Source organism: Streptomyces sp. NPDC048606, from assembly GCF_040650855.1.
Classification (GTDB): domain Bacteria; phylum Actinomycetota; class Actinomycetes; order Streptomycetales; family Streptomycetaceae; genus Streptomyces.
On record NZ_JBEZIB010000007.1, the window covers coordinates 82126 to 103256 of the forward strand.

26 protein-coding genes are annotated in these 21131 nt (G+C 74.0%); 15 read left to right on the forward strand and 11 right to left on the reverse strand.

Going from position 1 to position 21131, the window contains the following annotated elements; translation table 11 throughout:
• The first annotated feature begins 15 nt into the window (after positions 1-15).
• From AB0D01_RS09795 to AB0D01_RS09805, 3 genes are all read left to right on the forward strand, one after another.
• Positions 16-816, forward strand: a complete 801-nt coding sequence (locus AB0D01_RS09795; protein ID WP_363054577.1) for a crotonase/enoyl-CoA hydratase family protein — start codon at positions 16-18, stop codon at positions 814-816.
• Positions 817-972: 156 nt separating this feature from the next.
• Positions 973-1545, forward strand: coding sequence for a GNAT family N-acetyltransferase (locus AB0D01_RS09800; RefSeq protein WP_363054578.1), 573 nt, complete (start codon positions 973-975; stop codon positions 1543-1545).
• A 98-nt stretch (positions 1546-1643) separates the two neighbouring features.
• Entirely contained in the window at positions 1644-2078 is a 435-nt protein-coding gene (locus AB0D01_RS09805) for a VOC family protein (RefSeq protein WP_363054579.1), read from the forward strand.
• 40 nt (positions 2079-2118) lie between these two features.
• Here the strand turns inward: AB0D01_RS09805 and AB0D01_RS09810 are convergent, their stop codons facing one another.
• Positions 2119-2688: a GNAT family N-acetyltransferase gene (locus tag AB0D01_RS09810; RefSeq protein ID WP_363054580.1), complete on the reverse strand. Its 570-nt coding sequence runs from the start codon at positions 2686-2688 to the stop codon at positions 2119-2121.
• A 114-nt stretch (positions 2689-2802) separates the two neighbouring features.
• On the opposite strand from AB0D01_RS09810, the gene AB0D01_RS09815 reads away from it, so the two are divergent.
• Positions 2803-3234, forward strand: a complete 432-nt coding sequence (locus AB0D01_RS09815) for a PPOX class F420-dependent oxidoreductase (protein ID WP_363054581.1) — start codon at positions 2803-2805, stop codon at positions 3232-3234.
• A 25-nt stretch (positions 3235-3259) separates the two neighbouring features.
• On the opposite strand, the gene AB0D01_RS09820 is transcribed toward AB0D01_RS09815, so the two are convergent.
• Together AB0D01_RS09820 and AB0D01_RS09825 are read right to left on the reverse strand one after the other, a co-directional pair.
• Positions 3260-3499 (reverse strand): hypothetical protein, encoded by a 240-nt coding sequence (locus AB0D01_RS09820; RefSeq protein ID WP_363054582.1) that lies wholly within the window; start codon positions 3497-3499, stop codon positions 3260-3262.
• A gap of 127 nt (positions 3500-3626) precedes the next feature.
• The gene (locus tag AB0D01_RS09825; RefSeq protein ID WP_363054583.1) at positions 3627-4217 is read right to left on the reverse strand and encodes a hypothetical protein; all 591 of its coding nucleotides are present in this window, start codon (positions 4215-4217) and stop codon (positions 3627-3629) included.
• Positions 4218-4468: 251 nt separating this feature from the next.
• Between AB0D01_RS09825 and AB0D01_RS09830 the strand changes: the two genes are divergently transcribed.
• The gene (locus AB0D01_RS09830) at positions 4469-4897 is read left to right on the forward strand and encodes a pyridoxamine 5'-phosphate oxidase family protein (RefSeq protein ID WP_363054584.1); all 429 of its coding nucleotides are present in this window, start codon (positions 4469-4471) and stop codon (positions 4895-4897) included.
• A gap of 61 nt (positions 4898-4958) precedes the next feature.
• On the opposite strand, the gene AB0D01_RS09835 is transcribed toward AB0D01_RS09830, so the two are convergent.
• Entirely contained in the window at positions 4959-6116 is a 1158-nt protein-coding gene (locus tag AB0D01_RS09835; protein WP_363054585.1) for an epoxide hydrolase family protein, read from the reverse strand.
• Between the two features lie 63 nt (positions 6117-6179).
• Here AB0D01_RS09835 and AB0D01_RS09840 point away from each other — a divergent pair, with 63 nt between their 5' ends.
• The 3 genes from AB0D01_RS09840 to AB0D01_RS09850 are packed head-to-tail and all read left to right on the forward strand — an operon-like array spanning position 6180 to position 8523.
• Positions 6180-7178: a YafY family protein gene (locus tag AB0D01_RS09840; RefSeq protein WP_363054586.1), complete on the forward strand. Its 999-nt coding sequence runs from the start codon at positions 6180-6182 to the stop codon at positions 7176-7178.
• A 32-nt stretch (positions 7179-7210) separates the two neighbouring features.
• Complete coding sequence (locus AB0D01_RS09845; RefSeq protein ID WP_363054587.1) at positions 7211-7414, forward strand: hypothetical protein; 204 nt, start codon at positions 7211-7213, stop codon at positions 7412-7414.
• Complete coding sequence (locus AB0D01_RS09850; protein WP_363054588.1) at positions 7411-8523, forward strand: ABC transporter substrate-binding protein; 1113 nt, start codon at positions 7411-7413, stop codon at positions 8521-8523. The genes AB0D01_RS09845 and AB0D01_RS09850 overlap by 4 nt, the downstream gene beginning before the upstream one ends.
• 51 nt (positions 8524-8574) lie before the next feature.
• Here AB0D01_RS09850 and AB0D01_RS09855 read toward each other — a convergent pair whose 3' ends face one another.
• The 3 genes from AB0D01_RS09855 to AB0D01_RS09865 form a co-directional block, all read right to left on the reverse strand.
• Positions 8575-9048 (reverse strand): NUDIX hydrolase, encoded by a 474-nt coding sequence (locus AB0D01_RS09855; RefSeq protein WP_363054589.1) that lies wholly within the window; start codon positions 9046-9048, stop codon positions 8575-8577.
• 130 nt (positions 9049-9178) lie between these two features.
• The gene (locus tag AB0D01_RS09860; protein WP_363054590.1) at positions 9179-9736 is read right to left on the reverse strand and encodes a DinB family protein; all 558 of its coding nucleotides are present in this window, start codon (positions 9734-9736) and stop codon (positions 9179-9181) included.
• Positions 9737-9744: 8 nt separating this feature from the next.
• Positions 9745-11088: an MFS transporter gene (locus AB0D01_RS09865; RefSeq protein WP_363054749.1), complete on the reverse strand. Its 1344-nt coding sequence runs from the start codon at positions 11086-11088 to the stop codon at positions 9745-9747.
• 248 nt (positions 11089-11336) lie between these two features.
• On the opposite strand from AB0D01_RS09865, the gene AB0D01_RS09870 reads away from it, so the two are divergent.
• Positions 11337-11690 carry a helix-turn-helix domain-containing protein gene (locus AB0D01_RS09870; RefSeq protein ID WP_363054591.1) on the forward strand — a complete coding sequence of 118 codons (354 nt, stop codon included), beginning with the start codon at positions 11337-11339 and terminating at the stop codon, positions 11688-11690.
• A 79-nt stretch (positions 11691-11769) separates the two neighbouring features.
• On the opposite strand, the gene AB0D01_RS09875 is transcribed toward AB0D01_RS09870, so the two are convergent.
• Both AB0D01_RS09875 and AB0D01_RS09880 read right to left on the reverse strand, forming a co-directional pair.
• Complete coding sequence (locus AB0D01_RS09875) at positions 11770-12135, reverse strand: DUF1801 domain-containing protein (protein ID WP_363054592.1); 366 nt, start codon at positions 12133-12135, stop codon at positions 11770-11772.
• A gap of 181 nt (positions 12136-12316) precedes the next feature.
• Positions 12317-13675, reverse strand: coding sequence for a YhgE/Pip family protein (locus AB0D01_RS09880; RefSeq protein WP_363054593.1), 1359 nt, complete (start codon positions 13673-13675; stop codon positions 12317-12319).
• A gap of 169 nt (positions 13676-13844) precedes the next feature.
• On the opposite strand from AB0D01_RS09880, the gene AB0D01_RS09885 reads away from it, so the two are divergent.
• The 6 genes from AB0D01_RS09885 (at position 13845) to AB0D01_RS09910 (ending at position 19696) form a co-directional block, all read left to right on the forward strand.
• Positions 13845-14501, forward strand: coding sequence for a MerR family transcriptional regulator (locus AB0D01_RS09885; RefSeq protein WP_363054594.1), 657 nt, complete (start codon positions 13845-13847; stop codon positions 14499-14501).
• A gap of 100 nt (positions 14502-14601) precedes the next feature.
• Positions 14602-14925: a putative quinol monooxygenase gene (locus AB0D01_RS09890; protein ID WP_363054595.1), complete on the forward strand. Its 324-nt coding sequence runs from the start codon at positions 14602-14604 to the stop codon at positions 14923-14925.
• 107 nt (positions 14926-15032) lie between these two features.
• The gene (locus tag AB0D01_RS09895; protein WP_363054750.1) at positions 15033-15872 is read left to right on the forward strand and encodes a class II glutamine amidotransferase; all 840 of its coding nucleotides are present in this window, start codon (positions 15033-15035) and stop codon (positions 15870-15872) included.
• A gap of 162 nt (positions 15873-16034) precedes the next feature.
• Positions 16035-17432, forward strand: a complete 1398-nt coding sequence (locus AB0D01_RS09900; RefSeq protein WP_363054596.1) for an MFS transporter — start codon at positions 16035-16037, stop codon at positions 17430-17432.
• Positions 17433-17528: 96 nt separating this feature from the next.
• A complete protein-coding gene (locus tag AB0D01_RS09905; protein ID WP_363054597.1) occupies positions 17529-18275 on the forward strand; it encodes a response regulator transcription factor in 747 nt (248 codons plus the stop codon).
• The gene (locus tag AB0D01_RS09910; RefSeq protein WP_363054598.1) at positions 18272-19696 is read left to right on the forward strand and encodes a HAMP domain-containing sensor histidine kinase; all 1425 of its coding nucleotides are present in this window, start codon (positions 18272-18274) and stop codon (positions 19694-19696) included. The genes AB0D01_RS09905 and AB0D01_RS09910 overlap by 4 nt, the downstream gene beginning before the upstream one ends.
• Before the next feature lie 56 nt (positions 19697-19752).
• Here AB0D01_RS09910 and AB0D01_RS09915 read toward each other — a convergent pair whose 3' ends face one another.
• A complete protein-coding gene (locus AB0D01_RS09915) occupies positions 19753-20724 on the reverse strand; it encodes a TAXI family TRAP transporter solute-binding subunit (protein ID WP_363054599.1) in 972 nt (323 codons plus the stop codon).
• 43 nt (positions 20725-20767) lie between these two features.
• The gene (locus AB0D01_RS09920; RefSeq protein WP_363054600.1) at positions 20768-21094 is read right to left on the reverse strand and encodes a hypothetical protein; all 327 of its coding nucleotides are present in this window, start codon (positions 21092-21094) and stop codon (positions 20768-20770) included.
• Between the last annotated feature and the right edge of the window lie 37 nt (positions 21095-21131).

Here is a 21131-nt window from a genome sequence, read left to right on the forward strand (position 1 = left end):
GCGGGAGGGTGCGACATGGAGGACCGGGACCGGATCGTGGACCGGAAGGCCTCGGTACGGGTGGAGCGGGACGGTCCGGTGTTCACGGTGATCCTCGCCCGGCCGGAGGTCCGCAACGCCGTGGACGGTCCGACGGCCGCGCTGCTCGCCTCGGCCTTCCGCGCCTTCGAGGCGGACGAGGAGGCCCGCGTCGCCGTGCTCTGGGGCGAGGGCGGCACGTTCTGCGCGGGCGCCGACCTCAAGGCCGTCGGCGGCGAGCGCGGCAACCGGGTGGAGGCCTCGGGCGACGGGCCCATGGGCCCGACCCGCATGCGGCTCGGCAAACCGGTGATCGCGGCCGTCGCCGGGCACGCGGTGGCCGGGGGCCTGGAGTTGGCGCTGTGGGCCGATCTGCGGATCGCGGAGGAGGACGCCGTCTTCGGGGTGTTCTGCCGCCGCTGGGGCGTGCCGCTGATCGACGGCGGGACGGTGCGGCTGCCGCGCCTGATCGGCGAGAGCCGCGCCATGGACATGATCCTGACGGGGCGTCCCGTCGGCGCCGTCGAGGCCCATGCCATCGGGCTCGCCAACCGGATCGTGGCGACCGGCCGGGCCCGGGCGGAGGCGGAGGCGCTCGCCCGCGAGATCTCCGCGTTCCCACCGCTGTGCCTGCGCCACGACCGGCTGTCGGTACGGGAGCAGCACGGTCTGGACGAGGCGCAGGCGCTGGCGCGCGAGTACCGGCACGGCCTGGTCCCGTTGACGGCGGGCGAGCACCTGAGGGGTGCGGACCGGTTCGCCTCGGGCGCGGGACGGCACGGCTCCTTCGACGGCTGAACGCCGGTCGGCGGAGGGCGGCGGAGGGCGCCGCGGGCCGGGACGCGGGGGTCGGCTCCACGGGGTCACCGGAGGGGTTGTAGAGGTCGCTTGCCGTCCTGCCCGACCCTGCGGAAATCGGTCACGGCGGCCGGTTCTCCGTGACAGGGTGATGCCATGATCATCGAGGTACGCCCCGCCACGGTCTTCGAGGACGTCCGCGCCGTCCTGGGGCCGAAGTCGCCCGGGGCCAACGTGTGCTGGTGCCTGAGCTACCGGCTCCCGTCGAAGCTCAACAACGAGCTGCGGGGGCCGGCCCGCGGGGAGTACGTCGCCGAGCTGTGCGGCGGCGATCCCCCGCCGGGCGTGCTCGCCTACGACGGGGACGTGCCCGTCGGGTGGGCCGCGGTGGCGCCGCGCGCGCAGACCTCCTTCGCGCGCAGCCGCACGATCCCGTACGTCGACGAGCTGCCCGTGTGGTCCGTGTGGTGCGTGCGGGTACGCCCCGGCCACCGCAGGAAGGGGATCACCCACGCCCTGATCGCCGGCGCGGTCGACTTCGCCCGCGCGCAGGGGGCTCCGGCCGTCGAGGCGTACCCCCTCGACAGCGGGGACGCCCGGGTCGACCTGACGATGGCCTACGCGGGGATCCGGCGGAACTTCGAGCGGGCCGGGTTCACCCACGCGGCCGACACCACCTCGGTGTTGGCCGGCCATCCGCGGGTGCTCATGCGGCTCGACCTGCGCTGAGGCCCCTGCCGCGCTTCCCGAACACTGCGGTGGCCGGCGCGGCCCGGCGGGGACGGAACCGCCAGGTCCCGCCCCGGGCCCCGTGGTAGCTTCCGATGATGGAACAGCGCCTCAGTCTGGTCACCCTGGGTGTCACCGACCTCGATCGCTCCCGGAGGTTCTACGAGGCCCTGGGCTGGCGGGGGCAGGAGGTCGAGGAGACGGTGTTCTTCCAGGCGGGCGGCCTCGCGCTGGTGCTGTGGGGCCGTGACCGGCTGGCCCGGGACTGCGGTCTGGACTCCGACCGGGGCAGCGGGTTCGGCGGGATCGTCCTGGCCCACAACACGCGGTCCGCGCAGGAGGTGGACGCCCTGCTCGCCGCCGCGCGGCAGGCCGGCGGAACGGTCACCAAACCGGCCGGACCCACCTCGTACGGCGGCTACGCCGGCTGCTTCGCCGATCCCGACGGCCACCTGTGGGAGATCGCCCACAACCCGGGCTTCCCCCTGGCCGCGGACGGCTCCCTCACCCTCCCGGACTTCGGCACCCCGTAGATTCCCCGACGAGGCGGCCCCGGGACGACGGGGCTCCCGGTCAGCCGGCGGCGTGTCGTACGTGCAGGTGGCCGTCGAGCGGAAAGGCCGGGGGGAAGGCGGGCAGGGTCCGCTCGAACCCGTAGCCGCACTTCTGCGCGACGCGGCAGGAAGCCGGATTGTCCACCTGGTGGAGCAGTTCGAGGCGCACCAGCCCGTCGGCACGGAAGGCGTCCAGCGCCCAGATCGTGAGGGCCTCCAGGGCGCGCGGGGCCACCCCCCGACCCCGCGCGCGTGCCACCGTCCAGTAGCCCACCTCGGCGGAGGACCTGCCGGGCGCGACCTCCTTGAGCACGACGTTGCCCACCGGCCGCCCCGGCGCCCCGCCGTCGGACCTCTCGACGACGGCGAAGGCGAACCGGACACCCGCCCGCCGGTCCCGTTCCTGGGCCCGCACCCACCGCGGGCCCTCGTCCTCGCCCTCCCCGGGAAGGTTCGCCCAGCGGCGCAGGTGGGCGTCCTCGCGGCGGGCGCGGACCACGTCCGGTACGTCTTCCACCCGCCAGGGGCGCAGGAGCAGCGCGGGGGCGTTCGCCGTGGCGGCGGTCTCGATCGTGAGCGGGGCGTCCATCGGCCGATGGTAGGCCGCGGGAGGCGATGCGGTGCGAGGCGTCGGACGTCCGCGCCGGCCGCCGTCCGGGTGGCGCGGGAATAGCCGCCCGGCGGCGGTGACTTGGTACCGGACATGAACGCCACCGCGTACGACCCGCGCACCCTGCTCGCGAAGAGCCGCCTCGGCGTGCTCGCGACGATCAAATCGGACGGACGGCCGCAGCTCTCGCCCGTCATGCCCTTCTACGATCCGGAGTCCGACATCCTCTACGTCTCCATGACGGAGGGACGCGCGAAGACGACGAACCTGCGGCGCGACCCCCGGGCCGCCCTGGAGGTCACCGCCCCCGACGGCTGGTCCTGGGCGACGGCGGAGGGCACCGTCACCCTGACCGGCCCGGGCACCGACCCGCACGGGCCCGAGGTCGAGGAGTTGGTGCGGTACTACCGCGCCGCCGCCGGGGAGCACCCCGATTGGGACGAGTACCGGGCCGTGATGGTCTCCGACCGCCGGGTCCTGATGGCGATGCGGGTCGAGCGCGTGTACGGCGAGCGGGTGCGCTGACCGGCCGGCCGGCGCGGGAGCCCCGTCACCCCATGGCGGAGCGCAGCATTGCGGCCGTCCTGGCCATGGCGTTCCTCGCCGGCTCGTCCGCGGCGCTGCGGGCGGCGTCCTCCAACAGCAGGGCCGCCGCCTGGAGGAGCCCGATGTGTACGGGGACGGTCTCCAGCCCGGTGAGCGCGGCCATGGCCTGATCGGCCGCGCTCTGCGGGATGAGGGTGTTGACGCCGCGTCCGACGCCGCGTGGGGACTGCGATGGTGTGCTCACGGGAGGATTCTCCCGCGTCCGACGGCGCGGCCGAACCGTCGGCGTCGGCCGGACGCGCGGAGGGGGGAACGGCCCGCCGCCGTTCCCCCCTCCACGCCCGATCCGCCCGAGGCGCCCGATCCGGCCGCTAGTCGGCGATGTCGATGTGCATGTTGAACCGCACCCCGCCGACCTTCACGAGCAGGTTGCCCTGGACCCCGCGTTTGGCCAGGCTGGCGCCCACGTTGCCCTTCCCGAGGGCCGCCTTGTCCTGCGGCGGGAAGCTGTGGAATTCCGTGAAGACCCCGCCCGTGGCCAGCGGCGCCGCCTGGTTCCACTCCGTGCGCAGTTCCTCGTACGCGTCCGGGTCCATCGCGGAGCCGCCGAGACCGAGGTTGACGCGCTCCCCGCCCACGTACGTCGCCGCGCACTGCTTGAGGATGGTCAGGATGAGCGAGTCCTTGAGCGAGTAGTGGGTCTGGATCTTGCCGATGAGGTTCGCGGCGTCGTTGTCGACCTTCTTCTTCCGGGCCTCGCGGGCGCCGGCCTTCACCATGTCCGTGCGGTCGGAGTCGATGGCCTTGTAGGCCTCGACGTAGCCCTTGTCCTTGGTCCGGGCGATCCGGATCGTCGTGTCCCACGTGGCGGACGAGATCCACTCGGGGTCGAAGCCGATGGACTCGCAGTACTCCAGGAGGCTCCGGTTCGCGTCCTCGTCGTTCTCGGCGTACTTGGGCATGTGTGGCGTCCCCCTCCGTCGTGCGCGCTGACGGCCCAAAAGTGCCATGCGCGAAGGGAGCTGTCAGCCGTTCCGCGCAGATCGTGAAACGGGTGCCGGACGAGGTGGATGGGGCCCGCGCCGGCCGGCCGGATCGCGACCACGGCACCACCGTCCCCGCGTGTCGCACCCGGTGGTTCGCGGTCCCCGTACGGGGAAGGCGGGAGGATCGAGGAGACCGGCAACCCGTCCGCTCCCGCCCCGGAGGCACCGTGCCCCTGTCCGAAGCCGAGCGTCAGTCCTTCCTGGCCGAGCCCCACATCGGCGCGCTCGCCGTCACCGACCCCCGGCCCGAACGGGCCCCGCTGACCGTCCCCATCTGGTACGCCTACGATCCCGGCGGCGAGCTGTGGATCACCACCGGCCACGACTCCGCCAAGGCGCGCGCCCTCGCCGGGGCCGGCCGGTTCTCCCTGATGGTCGACCGGGTGACTCCGACCGTGCGCTACGTGTCGGTGGAGGGCCCGGTGGTGTCGACCGAACCGACCACCGAGGAGGAGAAGCGGTACATGGCCTCCCGCTACCTCCCTCCCCCGGCGGTGGAACCCTTCCTGCGCCTCGCGGAGCGGGAGCACGGCCCCCAGCTCACGATCCGGATGCGCCCCGCGCACTGGCTCTCGGCCGACCTCGGCGGCGCCTGAACAGGCGCCTGAACCGGCGGCTGAACCGGCGCCCGGACCGGCGCCCGGCCGCCCCCGGCCGTCAGACGTCGAGCGGGACCAGCGTGGCGAAGAAGGCGCGGACGTCGGCGACGAACGCCTCCGGCTGCTCCAGGGCGAGGAAGTTGCCGCCGTGCTCCAGCTCGCTCCAGTACGTGACGTTGTGGTCCCGTTCGGCGAAACGGCGGATGGCGACGTCGGTCTTCAGCGCGACGGCGACGCCGGTCGGTACGGTGCCGCGTTCCTTCGGGGCCCAGGCGTCCGCGTCGTGGCCCGCCTCGTAGTAGAGGTTCGCCGAGGAGCCGGCCGTACCGCTGAACCAGTAGACGCTGATGTTGGTCAGCAGGCGGTCACGGCCCACCGCGTCCTCGGGGAGTTCGGCGGCGGGGTCCGTCCACTCCTTGAACTTCTCGGCGATCCAGGCGAGCTGGCCCACCGGCGAGTCGTGCAGCCCGTAGGCGAGGGTCTGCGGGCGGGTGGACTGGATGGCGTTGAAGCCCATCTTGTCCTGGCGGAAGTCCTCCAGGCGGGCCAGTCGTTCCTGCTCGGCGGCCGTCAGCCCCTCGAATTCGGCGGGGTCCCCGGAGGGGAAGGTGATCAGACCGTTGACGTGGACGCCGATGACGCGGTCGGGCGCCCGGCGGCCCATCTCGGCGACGATCCAGGCCCCGCCGCCCGTCCCCTGCACCCCGTAACTCCCGTAGCCGAGGCGGCTCATCAGCTCGACGAACGCACCCGCGATGCGCCCCGTGTTCCAGCCGGCCTCCCCGAGCGGACCGGAGAACCCGGTGCCGGGCGTGGAGGTCACGATGACGTGGAAGTCCCGCGCCAGCGGGCGGATGACGTCCACGAACTGCACGAACGAGCAGGGCCAGTCGTGCACCAGGAGCAGCGGGACGGCGTCGGCCTTCGGCGAACGGACGTGCAGGAAGTGGATGTTCTGCCCGTCGATCTCGGTGGTGAAGTGGGGGAACCCGTTGAGTTCCGCCTCCGCCGCGCGCCAGTCGAAGCCGTCGGCCCAGTACGCGGCCAGGGCCTTGAGGTAGTCGGTGGGCACACCCCGGCTCCAGCCGGTGCCGGGGACCTCGCCGCCCCAGCGGGTACGCGCGAGCCGCTCGCGCAGGTCGTCGAGATCCTGCTGCGCGATGTCGACGCGGAAGGGGTGGATCCGGGCTTCGGTGGTGCTGCTGCTGGTCTCCATGGGCAAGACACTATGCTCGATATAGGCACGTCACCTTCCTAATAGCCCCTGAGACTCGGTCCCATGTCGGAAACCTCCGCGCGATTGCTGCGCCTGCTGTCCCTGTTGCAGACCCCGCGCTCCTGGCCCGGATCGGAGCTGGCCGAACGCCTGGGGGTGAGCGGACGGACCGTGCGCAACGACGTCGACCGGCTGCGCGAACTGGGCTACCCCGTGGACGCCACGCGCGGAGCCACGGGTGGCTACCGACTGGGCGCCGGAGCGGCGATGCCGCCGCTGCTCCTGGACGACGAGGAGGCCGTGGCCGTGACGATCGCCGTGCGCACCGCCGCGCAGGGCGCCGTCCCGGGTACCGAGGAGACCTCGCTGCGGGCGCTGGCCAAGCTGGAGCAGGTGCTGCCCTCGCGGCTGCGCCGCCGGGTGCGGGCGCTCCAGGCGTACACGGTGGCCGTGCCGGCCGACGGCCCGGCCCCGGCCGTCTCCGCGGAGGTGCTGACGACGCTGGTGGCCGCCTGCCGCGACCGCGAGCGGCTCCGCTTCGACTACCTCGACCACGCGGGAGCCCCCACCCGGCGCGTGGTGGAGCCGCACCGGGCGGTGAACTGGGGGCGGCGCTGGTACCTGGTCGCCTGGGACGTCGAGCGGGAGGACTGGCGGACCTTCCGGGTGGACCGGATCCGCCCCCGCACCCCGGCCGGGCCGCGCTTCGCCCCGCGCGAAGCTCCCGACGGCGACCTCGCGGCGTACGTCTCCCGGCGGGCGTCGAGCGCCGCCTGGCGCCACCACGCCCGGGTGACGGTGCACGCCCCCGCGGCGGCCGTGGTCGAACGGATCAACCCGGCGGTCGGCGCCGTCGAGGCGGTCGACGCGGACACCTGCGTCCTGGTCACCGGCGCCGACACGGTGGGGGCCCTCGCCGTCCATCTGGGCCTGCTCGACCTCGACTTCGAGGTCACCGACCCCCCGGAGCTGGTCGAGGAGCTGCGTCGCCTCGCGGACCGCTACGCGCGCGCCACACCACCGGCCGCCGGGACCTCGGCGCCGGGGTCGGATTCCCGTTGAGACGGCGGGGGCGGACGGGGCAGGATGGCGGGGTGCCTGATCTGTTGTGGGATGACGTCGCGGACCTGTTCGACACCGAGGAGTGGGGGGTGCTGCCGAACGGGCGCGTCCCGGACGCGTCGGTGGAGGACCGACTCGACCCCCAGGGCGAACCCGGCCGGCCGATGCTCGGGTTCGACCCCGGACTCGACCGGGTCGTACGTCTGACGCCCGCGGGGCGGGGAGCCGACGCGTGAACACACCGCCCACGCCGCCCGGAGCGGGCCGCGCCGACGGGTCCTCCCTGCGGGTCGGCGCACTCGCGCCGCTGACCCGACCCGGCTGGGTCGAGGCGGGCAGGCACCTGCTCGCCGGGCTGGAACTGGCCGTCGGCGAGGTCAACGCGGCCGGCGGGATCCTCGGCAGACCGCTGGAGCTGTTGGTCCGCGACACCGCGGCCGATCCGGGGCGGGCCGTGACGGCCGTCGACGAACTCGCCGACCTGGGCGTGGCCGCCCTGGTGGGCGAGTACCACAGCGTCGTCGCACGCGCCGCCGCCTCCCGGGCCGACGCCCTCGGCCTGCCGTTCCTGTGCTCGTCGGCCGTGCTCGACGCGCTGACCGACGGGCCGACCGACCGGGTGGCGCGGATCGCCCCGGCCCAGTCCCACGGCTGGCGGATCTATGCGGACTTCCTCCTCGGCGCCGGCCACGAACGCGTCGCCGTGGCGCTCGACCCGAGCGTCTACTGGGCGTCCGGCACCCGGATCCTGCGGGAGCACCTCGCTCCCCGCGGCGGCACCCTCGTCGAGCTGGACATGCGTACGCACACCCCCGGGGCGGTGTGCGACGCGCTCGTCACCCACCGCGCGACGGCGCTCCTGCTCCTGGTCGGCAGCCCGGAACCGGCGGTGCCGCTCGTCAGGTCCGTCCGTGGCGACCGGCGCCTCGCCGAGGTCCTGATCGGGGCTCCGGCGGGACAACCGGAGTTCGCCGAATGGGCGGAGCTGCTGGGCGACGCCGGCGCCGGGGTCCCGTTCCTGCGCTACCTGCCCGAGCGGCCCGGCCCATTGGGCGCCGGGGTCGGGGCGCGCCTGCGCGAACGGCTGGGCGCGGCCCCCTCCTTCGTGGCGTTCGAGGGCCACGACACGATCGTCGTCCTCGCCGAGGTGCTGCGCGCCCACGGCGCGGGCCGTGCGGACATCGCCGGAGCCTGGCCGCACGTCCGGGTCGAAGGCTCCCGGGGACCGATCCGGTTCTCCCGTACACCCGGCACGGGGGTGTGGCAGTGGGCCTGGCCTCCGGTGCGGGTCGTCGACCGGGACCCGGCGGAGCCCGATCGCTTCCGCGTCCTGCACACCGGCTGAGGGGGCGGGGGGCCGCGCCGGTCGAGGGGCCCGGGTGGGCCGGGGCGTCGCTCAGTGCCGGATCAGGCCGCCGACCGGGACGGGGGCGACGTGACCGCTCGCCGGAAGGGTCCGCTCCAGGGCGAGTCCGACGTCGACCAGCGAGGAACGCCGCAGGCCGGCGACGTCGTGCAGCGGGGTCCAGACCGACTCGGCGGTCTCGCCGTTCGGCTCGGGCCGCAGCCGGCCGCCGGTGACGCGGACCCGGTAGAAGACGCCGACGTTCTGGTGCTCGGATCCGCCGGGCACCAGACGCTCGGCCGCCGGGATCACCCGGGAGTCCACGCCGAGCAGCCGTTCGACGACCGACGCGTAGCCGGTTTCCTCGGCGACCTCCCGGACCACCGCGTCGAAGGGGTCCTCGCCGTGTTCGACCCCGCCGCCGGGCAGGGTCCAGGTGGGTTCGCCCTTCGGCGGTACGTGCCGGGCCAGCAGCACCTCGCCGTCCCTGACGCACACGGCGTACGCCGCCAACCGGAAACTCATCCCCGCCCCTTCCGTCCGGCCGCCGCGACGAACGGGATCCGTGCGTCGCCGGGCCTCCTGCCGTTGCCTGCCACCGGTCCATGGTCCCCGATGGCGGCGGACCGCGCGGGCCCCTCGGCCGGCGCGGTCCCTACTGGCCCACCCGGCCGTCGACGCACTCGCGCAGCAGGTCGGCGTGGCCGCAGTGGCGGGCGTACTCCTCGACCCGGTGGACCAGCAGCTCGCGAATCGAGATCCCGTCCCTGCCCACGCGCTCGCCCAGGTCCGGGTGAGCCGCGAGGGCGGCGTCGGTCAGGGCCTGCTCGCGCTCCAGGTCCGCGTACGAGGCGTCCACCACGGCCTGGTCCGCGACGGCGCCGTCGAAGTCGCCGTCGCGCACGCCGTACAGCTTGGGCAGCGGGTCCCCGTCGACGAGCCAGCTCTGCCAGTCGCGTTCCACTTCGGCGAGGTGGCGCACCAGGCCCAGGAGGGACATCGTCGACGGGGGGACGGAGCGGCGGGCCAGTTGTTCGGGGTCCAGGCCCTGGCACTTCATCAGCAGCGTCTTGCGGTAGTTCGTCAGGAAGTCCTGGATCGTGGCGAGTTCGCCCTCGGGGGACTCCTCGCTCTCGCGGGGGTCGTCCGCCGGGTCGGTCCACATGTCGGGGTACACCGTGGCCTGGGTCCATCGTTCGGGTCGGTCGTTCATGATCCGGATCATCGTCGACGGGGGGACTGCTCCGCCACCCCATTCCCGCCCGTCCCTCGACGTGCCGTCAGGGCGAACACGAGCGCCCCCAGGGCCAGGCAGATCCCGGCGAGCCACCACAGCAGGGTGTGGAACGCCGCGTCGTAGGAGCGCGATGCGGTGAGGGTGGTGAGCACGGAGCCGTACAGCGCCACCGCGACGGCCTCGCTGCCGAGCCTCAGGGTGTTGAGGAAGCCCGCGGCCATGCCCGCCTTCGCGGGGTCGACGAGCGCGAGGGCCTGTCCGTCGACCAGCCCCGCGCCCAGCGCCATGCCCGCCCCGGTGACGATCATCGGCAGGGCCACGACGGCCGCGGACACCTCGGGGCCGAAGAGGGTGAGCCCGAGGACGCCGACGACGAGGGCGGCGAGACTCGCGTGGATGACGCCGAGGGCGGGAACGCCCCGGGCCACCAGCTTCGCGGCGAGCAGCGGGAAGACCAGCATCGGGGCGGTCAGCAGCACCATCAGCAGCCCCGCGGCTCCGCTGCCGCGACCGGTCACGGTGGTGAGGTAGCTCGGCAGGTAGGTGAGCATCGTGACGAAGCCGAAGGATCCCGCGACCGGCACCAGGCAGAGCCCCAGGAACCGGCGGTCGCGCAGCAGTCCGAGGTCGAGGAGGGGATGGGCGCGCCGCTTCTCGACGGCGACGAAGACGATCAGCGCGGCGACGGATCCGGCGAACAGGCCGAGCACCCCCGCACTCCCCCAACCCCACTGCGAGCCCTGCACGATGGCGGTGGTCAGGAGCATCATGGCGGCGACGAAGACCGCGGCGCCCGGGACGTCGACGGTCGCGGAGCCCGGCGCGCCGGCGGGCACGGCCCGCGCGACGATCGGCAGGGCGAGCAGGACGACGCCCAGCGCGAGGGCGTGCAGGGCGAACACCCAGCGCCAGCCGACCGTCTGCAGGAGCGCCCCGGACAGGGAGGGCCCGATCGCGATCCCCACGCCCGCGACGGTGCCGAACAGGGCGAAGGCCCTGGCGCGCCGCGGTCCCTCGTACAGCGTGGAGAGGATCGCGACGCCGCAGGAGAAGACCGCGGCTCCGCCGACGCCGGCCAGGGCGCGGGTCGCGTCCAGCAGGAGGACGCCGGGAGCGAGCGCGCCCGCCAGGGAGGCGACGGCGTAGACGGCGACACCGGCCGTGAAGGCCCTGACCCGGCCGACGATGTCGGCTATCGAGCCCCAGACGAGGGTGCAGCAGGCGAAGGCGACGTTGAAGGCGTTCACCACCCACTGCAACGGGGCCTCGCCGGAGCCGGTGTCGGCACCGATGTCGGGCAGCGCGACGGCGGTTCCCGAGATGGACATGGGGACGACGAAGACCGCGAGCAGGATGACGGCGAGGGGCAGCAGCGCCGGCTCGGGCGCCGACGGGGCGCGGCGCGCTGCGCCCGCCCCGGACCCCGAGGTGGGCTCGGTGATGGACTTGGGCGTGGGCATGACGAAAGGACCCCCTGGGAGGCGGAGAGGTTCGAGCAAGATCGAACCTGACTCTGACACGTCCCGGAGGTACGATGCAAGTAGAACCTCCACGCTCCGATCCAAGGAACGAACCCGTGCCCGACGACGAAGGCCACCCCCGGCCCGACGAGATGGACCTGCGCACGGTCCTGCACGCGCTCGCGGACCCGCTGCGCTTCGCGGTGATCGCCCGTTTCCTGGCCGAACCCGAGGACACCGCGCGCACCTGCGCCTACTTCCGGCTGCCGGTGTCCAAGTCGACGACCTCGCACCACTTCAAGGTGATGCGGGAGGCCGGCCTGCTGCGGATGATCGACAACGGCAACAGTCGGACGGCGACCCTGCGCAGGAGGGAGATCGACGCGCGCTTCCCGGGTCTGCTCGACCTGGTGCGCGCCGAGGCACCGCCCGCCGACCGGGACCGGCCGGCGGCGGAGGAGGAGGACTGACGGTCGGACGACGAGCCCCGCGCGGCGCACCGGCCGCCCCGTGTCAGCAGACCGTGCCGTGTCAGCAGACCGTGCCGTGTCAGCAGACCGCGCCGGGGCCGGCGGCGGTCGCCCTGAGGAGGTCGCGCACCAGGTCGAAGTCGATCCGCTCGGGATTCCTGAAGCGCAGGCAGCCCTTGCCCATGTCCTGTCCGGCCAACCGCTCCGCGAAGGCGTCGCGGACGTCGCCGCGCATGAGGTAGAAGGAGACGTACTGCTTCTGACTGGCGAAGGCGATCTCGGCCGCGCCGTCCCGTTCGTAGACCGGCATGCCGTACGCCATCGCCTCGGTGAAGCCGGGCAGTTCCGCGCGGCACAGGTCCCGCAACCTCCCGAGGGCCCGCCGCCGGGGCTCCGGCAGTTCCGCGAGGTATCCGTCCACGTCTTCCGCTTCGCTGCGCGCCACGCCGCGAGCCTACCGAGCCCGCCCCCTCCCCGCCCGCAGGTCCGACCTTCCGGCCGGGCCGTGACGGCCTACGAGCACGGGCCGTGAACGACGGGCCACGAACGACGGACCGCCCGCCCCGCGCCCCGTGAGGGGCGGGGCGGGCGGTCGGCGGTGTCGACGTCCGGAGCGGGCTCCGCGCTCAGGCCTTGGCGGGCGCCACGGCCTCGGCGGACGGCGCGGAGTCCGCGGCCTCGACCGCCTCGGGGGCCTCGCCGGCTCCGGCGGCCTCGGGGGCCTGCGCCTCGGCACCGGAGCGCGGGATGCGGTGCAGCCCCCGGCGGTCGTAGAGGCGGGCGACGGCGAAGCCGAAGACCAGGGCGGCCACCAGGGCGACGCCCATCGAGATCCAGGCGCGGGTCAGTCCCGCGTCGGCCTGGGCGCCGTAGTACAGCAGCGAGCGCAGGCCCTCGGTGATCTGGCGCAGCGGCTCGAACTCGGCGAGGCCGCGGAAGAACCCGGGCAGGGCCTGGAGGGGCACGGTGGCACCGGAGGAGGGGACCGCCATCGCGATGAAGACGATGGTGGCCACCAGCATGCCCGGGGTGCCGAAGGCGGCGAAGAGGGCCAGGCCGCCGATGCCGACGACGGCGATGGTGGCGACCGAGTAGAGCCACAGCAGGCCGAGGTGGGAGGCGTCCATGTCGAGGATGGCGACGGTGGAGACCTCGACCAGGGTGCCCATGACCAGCGACAGTCCGAGCATGAGGGTCATGCCGATGGCCAGGGTGCGGACGCGGCTGGTGTGCTGGACGGGTTCGCGCTTGCGGATGGGGCCGAAGTCGGCGTGCAGGTAGCCGAGCGCGGTGTCGACCTGGGAGTTCACGAGGTTGGCGCCGAGCAGGCCGCAGACGACCAGGACGAGGGCGTAGTAGAAGGCGCTCAGGCCCATGGCGCTGCGGGATCCCACGGGGTGGCCGTCGGCGACGGTCACGGTCACCGGGTCGGCCAGCTTCAGCTGCGCGGCCGCGGGGAGCGGGGTCTGCTGCGCGCCGGCCCGCTGCAGGAGTTCCTGGCCGATCCGCTCCGAGGCGGCGTGGGCGGCCTTCTGGGCGGCCTGGGAGGACATCGAGGAGCCGATGCTGCCGGCGGCCTGGTTGGTCAACACGGTCAGGGTCGGCGGGGTGACCTTGGCCTGGCCGGCGGCCGGCGGGGCGGTGAGGCCGCCGATCGTGGCGGTGAAGTCCTCGGGGATGACGAGGGCGCCGAAGAGCTTGCCCTGGCCGAGGCGCTTGTCGGCCTCCTCGCGGCTCACGATCTGCCAGTCAATGCTCTTGTCGTCCTTGGCGGCGTTGCGCACGCCCTCGACGACCTGGTCGCCGAAGTTGACGTGCCGGCCGCCCGTGTCGGCGCCCCTGTCGCTGTTGACCACGGCCACGGGCAGGTCGCGCAGGTTGCCTCTGGGGTTGACGTTGCCGCCCACGTAGAGCAGGGCGAACATCATCGACACCACTGCGGCTATGAGGCCCGTACCGATCCACAGCTGGGGTCGGCGGAGCACGGAGGGGGGCGTGGGGTGAGGCATCGACTCTCCGGTGCGGCTGCGTTCCAGTAGCTGGATACTGAAGGTATCCAGCTACTGGATAGTGGCAGTATCTTGTGGAGGTGTCCAATCGCCGACGACGGCGGACGTCGACGGACGTCGGACGCGCGACCAGCAGGGAAGCCGCATGAAGATCTCGGAGCTCAGCCGGCGCACCGGCGTACCGGTCGCCAGCATCAAGTACTTCCGCCGGGAGGGCCTGTTGCCGGCCGGGCGCGCGACGGCGGCGACCCTCGCCGAGTACGGGGAGGAGCACGCGGACCGGCTGCGGCTGATCAAGGCGCTGACCACCCTCGGCGGGCTGTCCATCGCCGCCACGCGCGAGGTGCTCGGAGCCGTCGACCAGGCCCGCACCTCCGAGGGCGCGCTCGGGGCGGTCAGCTACTCCCTTCCGGTGCCGGTGACGGCCCAGCCCTCCGACGACCCCGAGGAGGAGGCCGAGGCCGACGCGGCCGCCGGCGCCGAGGTGGCGGACCTGCTCGCCGCCCTGGACTGGCAGGCCCCCGGGACCTCGCCCCACGTGCGGGGGCTCACGACCGCGCTGAGGGAGCTGCGGCGCCTCGACGCGCCCTACGCCCCCGGCGAGCTGGCCGCGTACGCCCGGCTCGCCGAGTCGGTGGCCCGACTGGACCTGGAGCGGGCGGCCGGCCTGGAGGATCCCGTGGCCCTGGCCGAGCGGGCGGTCATCGTGTTCGCGATCTGCGCGCCGGTCTTCGAGCTGCTGCGCCGCCTCGCCCAGGAGGACCAGGTCCGACGCCGCATCGCGGGCGGCGCCCCCGCCTGATCCCGGTCGCGGCGTCCCGGTCGGCCGGTGCGGACGGCCGGTGCGGACGGCCGGTCCGACCGACCGGGGGCCCGGCCCGGCGGCTGCGTACAATGCACGAATGATCTTCATTGTGGTGAAATTCTCCGTCAAGCCCGAATACGTCGACCAGTGGCCCGAGAAGGTCGCCCCCTTCACCGCCGCGACCCGCGCCGAGCCCGGGAACCTGTGGTTCGAGTGGTCCCGCAGCCTGGAGGAGCCGGACACCTACGTACTGGTCGAGGCCTTCCGGGACGACGCCGCCGAGGCGCACGTGACCTCCGAGCACTTCCGCGACGCGCTGGAGACCATGCGGCCCCTGGTCACGCGCACGCCCGAGATCGTCAGCACCACCATCGAGGGCGCGACCGGCTGGAGCCGGATGGGCGAACTGCAGGTCGACTGAGCGCCGACCGGGTGCCGGCCGAGTGGCGGACCGAGTGGTTCTGCCGGGGAGGTCGGCCGGGGTTAGCCTCGAAGGAGCCACGAAGGAGCACGAAGGAGATGGTGCTCATGTGCCGCTGGCTGGCCTACCACGGCTCACCCGTGCTCCTCGACACGCTGCTCTACCGACCGGAACACTCGCTGATCAACCAGAGCCTGCACGCCCGGATGGGGCTGGAGGCCACCAACGGCGACGGCTTCGGCGTCGGCTGGTACAGCGCGGACGGCGACGGCACCCCCGCGGTCTTCCGCGACGTCGGGCCCGCCTGGAACAACCGGAACCTGCGGGAGCTGGCGGCGCACGTGCGTTCTCCCCTGTTCCTGGCGCACGTGCGCGCCTCCACGGGTTCGGCGGTCCAGCAGACCAACTGCCACCCCTTCCGCCACGGCCGGTGGCTGTGGATGCACAACGGGGCCATCGCGGACTTCAACCGGCTCCAGCGTGACCTGTGCGTGGCGGTGGACCCCGCGCTCTTCCCCTCGATGGAGGGGTCGACGGACTCCGAGGTGATGTTCTACCTCGCGGTGACGTTCGGCCTCGACCAGGACGTGCCGGGGGCGGTGGGGCGCATGGTCGGCTTCGTGGAGGAGCTCGGCAAGGTGCACGGGGTGGCCGAACCGCTCCAGATGACGGTCGCCGTCAGCGACGGGGCGCGGCTGTGGGCCTTCCGGTACTCCAGCCAGGGGAAGTCGCGCAGCCTCTTCTACAGCAACAAGGCCGAGACCGTCCGTCAGCTGTATCCGGAACTCGACTACCTGCGCCACGTCTCCGACGACACCCGCATCGTGGTCTCGGAACCCCTGGGGGACCTGCCGGGCGTCTGGAACGAGCTCCCGGAGGCGAGCTACGCCGTCATCCCCTCCGCGCCCGAGTGCGACTACCTGCCGTTCGAGGTGAGCACGCCCTGAGCCGGCGGGGTCCGACCGCCGTCACGAGGTTCCTTTCTTAACGCGACGTAAGATCTGCGGGCCGCGCGTTGTCCGCCGGCGTCGGCGGGCGCATGCTCTGGGCACTCCCCCATCCCCGGGGCCCTCCCCCTCCCCTGCCGGGGACTTCCCTCCGGAGGCGCCATGCCCTCGTCCGCCGCCGTGCCCGCGACACCGGTCCCCGAAGAGGACCGCAAGAGGCGTCGGCTCGCCCTGATCGGCGGGTCGCTCGGCAACCTCGTCGAGTGGTACGACTGGTTCGTCTACGCCAGCTTCGCGATCTACTTCGCCGACTCCTTCTTCCCCGGCGACAATCCGACGACGCAGCTGATGAACACGGCGGGCATCTTCGCCGTCGGCTTCCTCATGCGTCCCGTGGGCGGCTGGATCCTCGGACGGGCCGCCGACCGGCACGGGCGCAAGAGCGCGCTCACGCTCACGGTCACCATGATGTCGGTGGCAGCCCTGCTGATCGCCGTCGCCCCGACGTACGGTCAGGCCGGCTACTTCGGCGCGCTGGTGCTGCTGCTGGCCCGCCTGCTCCAGGGCCTGAGCATCGGCGGCGAGTACGCGGCCAGCGCCACCTACCTCACCGAGGCCTCCGCCCGCGACCGGCGCGGTCTCGGCTCCTCGTTCCAGTACGTGTCCATGACCTGCGGCCAGCTCCTGGGGCTGGGCATCCTCATCACCATGCAACACACGCTCACCACCGCCCAGTTGGAGAGCTGGGGCTGGCGCGTGCCGTTCCTGCTCGGGGCGTTGTTCGCGGTCGTCGTCTTCTGGATCCGCCGACGTCTCCAGGAGACCGACGCCTTCCGCGAGGAGTCCTCGCGGGAGGGCGCCGACGACGACGGCGCGCGCGGCACCCTCAAGGTCCTGTGGCAGCACCGGCGGCAGGCCGGGCTGGTCATGGCGCTGACCCTCGGCGGCACGGTGGCCTACTACACCTACACCACCTACCTCACCAAGTACCTGGTCGGCAGCGCCGGCATGGCCAAGACCACCGCCACCCTGGTCAGCTTCACGGCGCTGGCGGTCTTCGCCGTGCTCCAGCCCTTCGCCGGGATGCTGTCCGACCGGATCGGCCGCCGCCCCCTGCTGATCACGTTCGCGGTGGGGTGCACCGTCGGCACCTACCCGATCATGTCCGCCCTGGGAACGGCCTCCTCGTACTGGTCCGCGCTCGGGCTGTCACTGCTCGCCCTGGTCATCGTCACCGGCTACACCTCGATCAACGCCGCCGTGAAGGCCGAGCTGTTCCCGACCCGGGTGCGGGCCCTCGGGGTGGCGCTGCCCTACGCCGTCGCCAACGCGCTGTTCGGCGGCACGGCCGAGTACGTCGCCCTGTGGTTCAAGAGCGGCGGCCACGAGAAGCTGTTCTTCTGGTACGTGTCGGGGTGCGCGCTCGTCTCCCTCGTGACCTACGTGCTGATGCCCGACACCCGTGCCGTCGCCCTCAGCCGCGCGGAGGCGGAGGCCGACGAGAAGGGCGCCGGGCACGACCCGCGGGAGCCGGCGAGCGCCGTGGAGGCGGCCCGCTGACCTCCGTCCCACCGCCGGTGCGGCCGTTCCCGTAGGCTGCCGCACCGGAACACCGGGCGAGGACCGGTACGGGGACGGGGACGAGGGGGACGGGCCGTGCACGCGCTTCTCGTCGAGGACGACGACCGCATGGCCCAGGCCCTGGGCACCGCCCTCGCCCAACGGGGCCACACCGTGCGCCGCGTCGACCGCGCCCTGGACGCCCTGCTGCACCTGCGCGAGGCCCAGTTCGTCCTGCTGGACCTCGGACTGCCCGACCTGGACGGGCTCGAACTGCTGCGCCGGCTGCGGACCGTCTGCGACGCGCCGCTGATCGTGGTGACCGCGCGGTGCGAGGAGCGCGACATCGTGCAGGGCCTGCGGGCGGGAGCCGACGACTACGTCGTGAAGCCGTTCCGGATGGCCGAGTTGATGGCCCGCATCGACACCGTGCGCCGCCGCACCGCCCGCCGCACCGACCCCGCGGGCGGCGCGGTGGGCGGCCCGGACGCGGCGGGCTCCGGGCCGGGCGGGGCCCGTACCGTGTGCAGCGGGGACGTCGAGGTGGATCCGGCGGGCCGTACCGTCACCGTGGCCGGACGCGAGGTCGCCCTGACGCGGCGGGAGTTCGACGTGCTGGCGTTCCTGGCCGTACGGCCGGACGAGGCGCGCTCCCGCGAGGAGATCCTGGACCGGATCTGGGGCGACGCCTTCCTCGGCAGCTCCCGCTCCCTGGACGTCCACGTGGCGGGCATCCGCGCCAAGACGGGCCGGCCCGACCTGGTGCGGACGGTGCGCGGCTTCGGATACCGCCTCGGCCTCGCGCGGCCCCCGGCCGAGGACGCGGAGCGCGGGGCGCGGTGAGGCGCAGGCTCCTCGCCGTGCTGCTCGTCCTCACGGGGACGGCCACGCTGCTGCTGTGCGTACCGCTGGCCGAGTCCTACGCGCGCGGGCGGACCGAGCACCTGCTGTTGCAACGGCGTTCGGAGGCGGTGCGGTTCGCGGACCTCGCCGAGCGGATGCGCACCGGGGCCGATCGCTCCGAGCTGTCCCGCGAGATCGACCGGTACGCGCAGTTGTACGGGGCCGAGGTGGTCGTCGTCGACACGGCGGGCGCGCCGCTGGCGCGGGCGGGCGGCGCCGGCCGTGACGGCAGCGGCGACGGCCCGGCGGGCGGGGCGACGGGCGGGGCGGCGCCGTCGGACGCGGTGGCCGAGGCCTTGGACCGCGCCCTCACCGGGCGCTCCACCGACCGGCTGCCGACGATCCGGCCCTGGGGGCCGCGCGAGGTCGTGCTGGCCGAACCGGTGGGCCGGGACGAGCGGGTGAGCGGGGCGGTGCTGTTGACCCTGCCCACCGCCACCGCCCGCGGGGACGTGGCCCTGCGCTGGGGCCTGCTCTGCGCGGGGGCGTTCGCCGCCTTCGCGGCCGCCGCCCTGGTGGCCGTGGGGATCGCCCGCTGGCTGCTGCGCCCCGTGCTCGAACTCGACCGGGCCGTGGAGGAGCTGGCCGCCGGAAGCTTCGGGGCGGCGCGCACGGACGCCGACACGGGGCCGCCCGAACTCCGGCGACTTCGACGCCACTTCGACGGCATGGCGCGGGCCGTCGCCGAATCCATCGGGCGCCAGCGCGACTTCGTCGCCGACGCCTCCCACCAGTTGCGCAACCCGTTGGCCACGCTGGTGCTGCGGATGGAGAACGTCGAACCGTACGTCGCCCCGGGGCCGGGCCGCGGCGAGCACGCCCGCGCCCTGGAGGAGGCGGAGCGCCTGGAGGAGCTGCTGGACGGACTGTTGGCCCTCGCCCGGGTGGAATCGGCCACGGCGGAGCTGCGGGAACAGGACGTCGTACGGGCGGTACGGGAACGGGTGGCGGCCTGGGAGCCGGTGTTCCACGCCGCCGGACTGGAACTGGCGGTCGGTCCGGTCGCGCAGGAACCGGTGGTGCGGGCGCTGCCCGATGCCGTGGGCCGGGTCCTGGACGCCCTCCTCGACAACGCCGTGAAGTTCGTGCCGCCCGGCGGGCGGGTGGAGGTGTGCGTCGCGCGGGCCGCGTCCGGGGAGGCGGTCGTCCGGGTCCGGGACGACGGGCCGGGCGTGACACCGGAGCAACTGCCCCTGCTGACGCGGCGTTTCGCCAGGGCGCCGGAACACCAGAACGTACGGGGCACCGGCCTGGGGCTGGCCATCGCCGAGGAGATCGCCCGGATCGGCGGCGGCGCCCTGAGGGCGGGAGCCGTCGAACCGCACGGGCTGTCCGTCGAACTGCGTCTGCCGCCCGCGTGAGGGCGGCCGGGCGCCGTCGGCCGACGGGGCGGGGCGGCAGCGGCGGCGGCGGCGGCTCAGTCGTACACGGAGCGGTAGTGGGCGACCGCGCCCGGGTGCAGGGGCACCCGCCCGGTCGAGATGGCGAACCGGGGCTCCAGCCGGGCCCCGGCCGTCACCTCGCCCATCAGCTCGCGCCACCGGTCGAACACCACGCGCAGCAGCTCCCCGACGGCACCGTCCGGTACGTCGCGTCGGGCCAGGAGGTAGTTGCCGACCCCGACGGTGCCCACCGGTTCCGTCAGTCCGTACACCCCGGCGGGCAGGGTGACCGCGCTGTAGACGGGCCCGTGGCGCTCCCGCAGCGGGCCGACGCGGTCGTCCAACGAAAGGAACCTCAGGGGGCGTTCGCGGGCCAGTGCGGCGAGGGCCGGGGTGGGTACGCCACCGGCCCAGAACAGCGCGTCGACGGAGCCCTCGCGCAGGGCGGTGACGGATTCGGCCAGTCCCAGGGCCCGCTCCCGGGGGGCCTCGGCGCCGCCGGCCCGCCCGGGGTCGCGCAGGATCCGGCCGGCGACCACCTGGACTCCGGATCCCGCCGCGCCGGCGGCCACCGGACGGCCGGCGAGGGCGCCGACGTCGTGCACCGGGCCGTCGGCCGGGACGAGGAGGTGGGTGTAGTTCACGTAGACGCGGGCCAGCGCCGTCAGGGTGGTGAGGGGCGCCGTGAACGGCTCCCGTCCCAGGGCCGCGTCCTCGGCCACGTCGGCCATGGCCAGGGCCAGTTCGACGGAGCCCTCGCGCAGCAGGCGCAGGTTGTCCACACTGGCGGCGGTGGTGACGGGCTCCAGCCGCACCCCCCGCCCGGAGGCGGTGACGGCCCGGGCCAGGGCCTTCCCGAAGGCGTTGTACGGGCCGCCCTCCGGCCCGGTGGCCAGCCGCAACGGCGGCCCGGGAGCGGGGCCGTCGGAGCATCCGGACAGTGCCCCGGCGAGGGCGGCGAGCCCGATGCCCAGGGCCGCGCGACGGCCCGTCCCCGTACGGTTCACGGCGACACCCCGGTGTGGGACGCGGCCCGGGCGTCCGGCGGCGTCAGAGGGAGACCTCGGCCGCGCTCAGGCCGGCCTCGTCGCCCCAGACGAAGGTGAGGTTCCCGGCCTCGGCGAGGTGCCGCAGGCGGATCCTGACGGTGTCCACGGCCAGGGCGAGGGCCTGGAGGCCGTCGACCCCGTGGATCTCCGAGACGGAGGATCCGTCCAGCCCCTCGACGCGGCAGGGGCACACCCAGTCGCCGCCCGGGGTCGGATCGGGGCGGGGCGTACCGACCTGGAGCGAGACGGGGAACGACGATCCGTCGGGCGCGGTGGCGCGCAGATCGCGCCGGGCGACGATCTCGCCGATGTCCTGGGCTTCGGGCATGGGTTCTCGCTCCTGTGGTGCGTCTGCCGCGTTCACT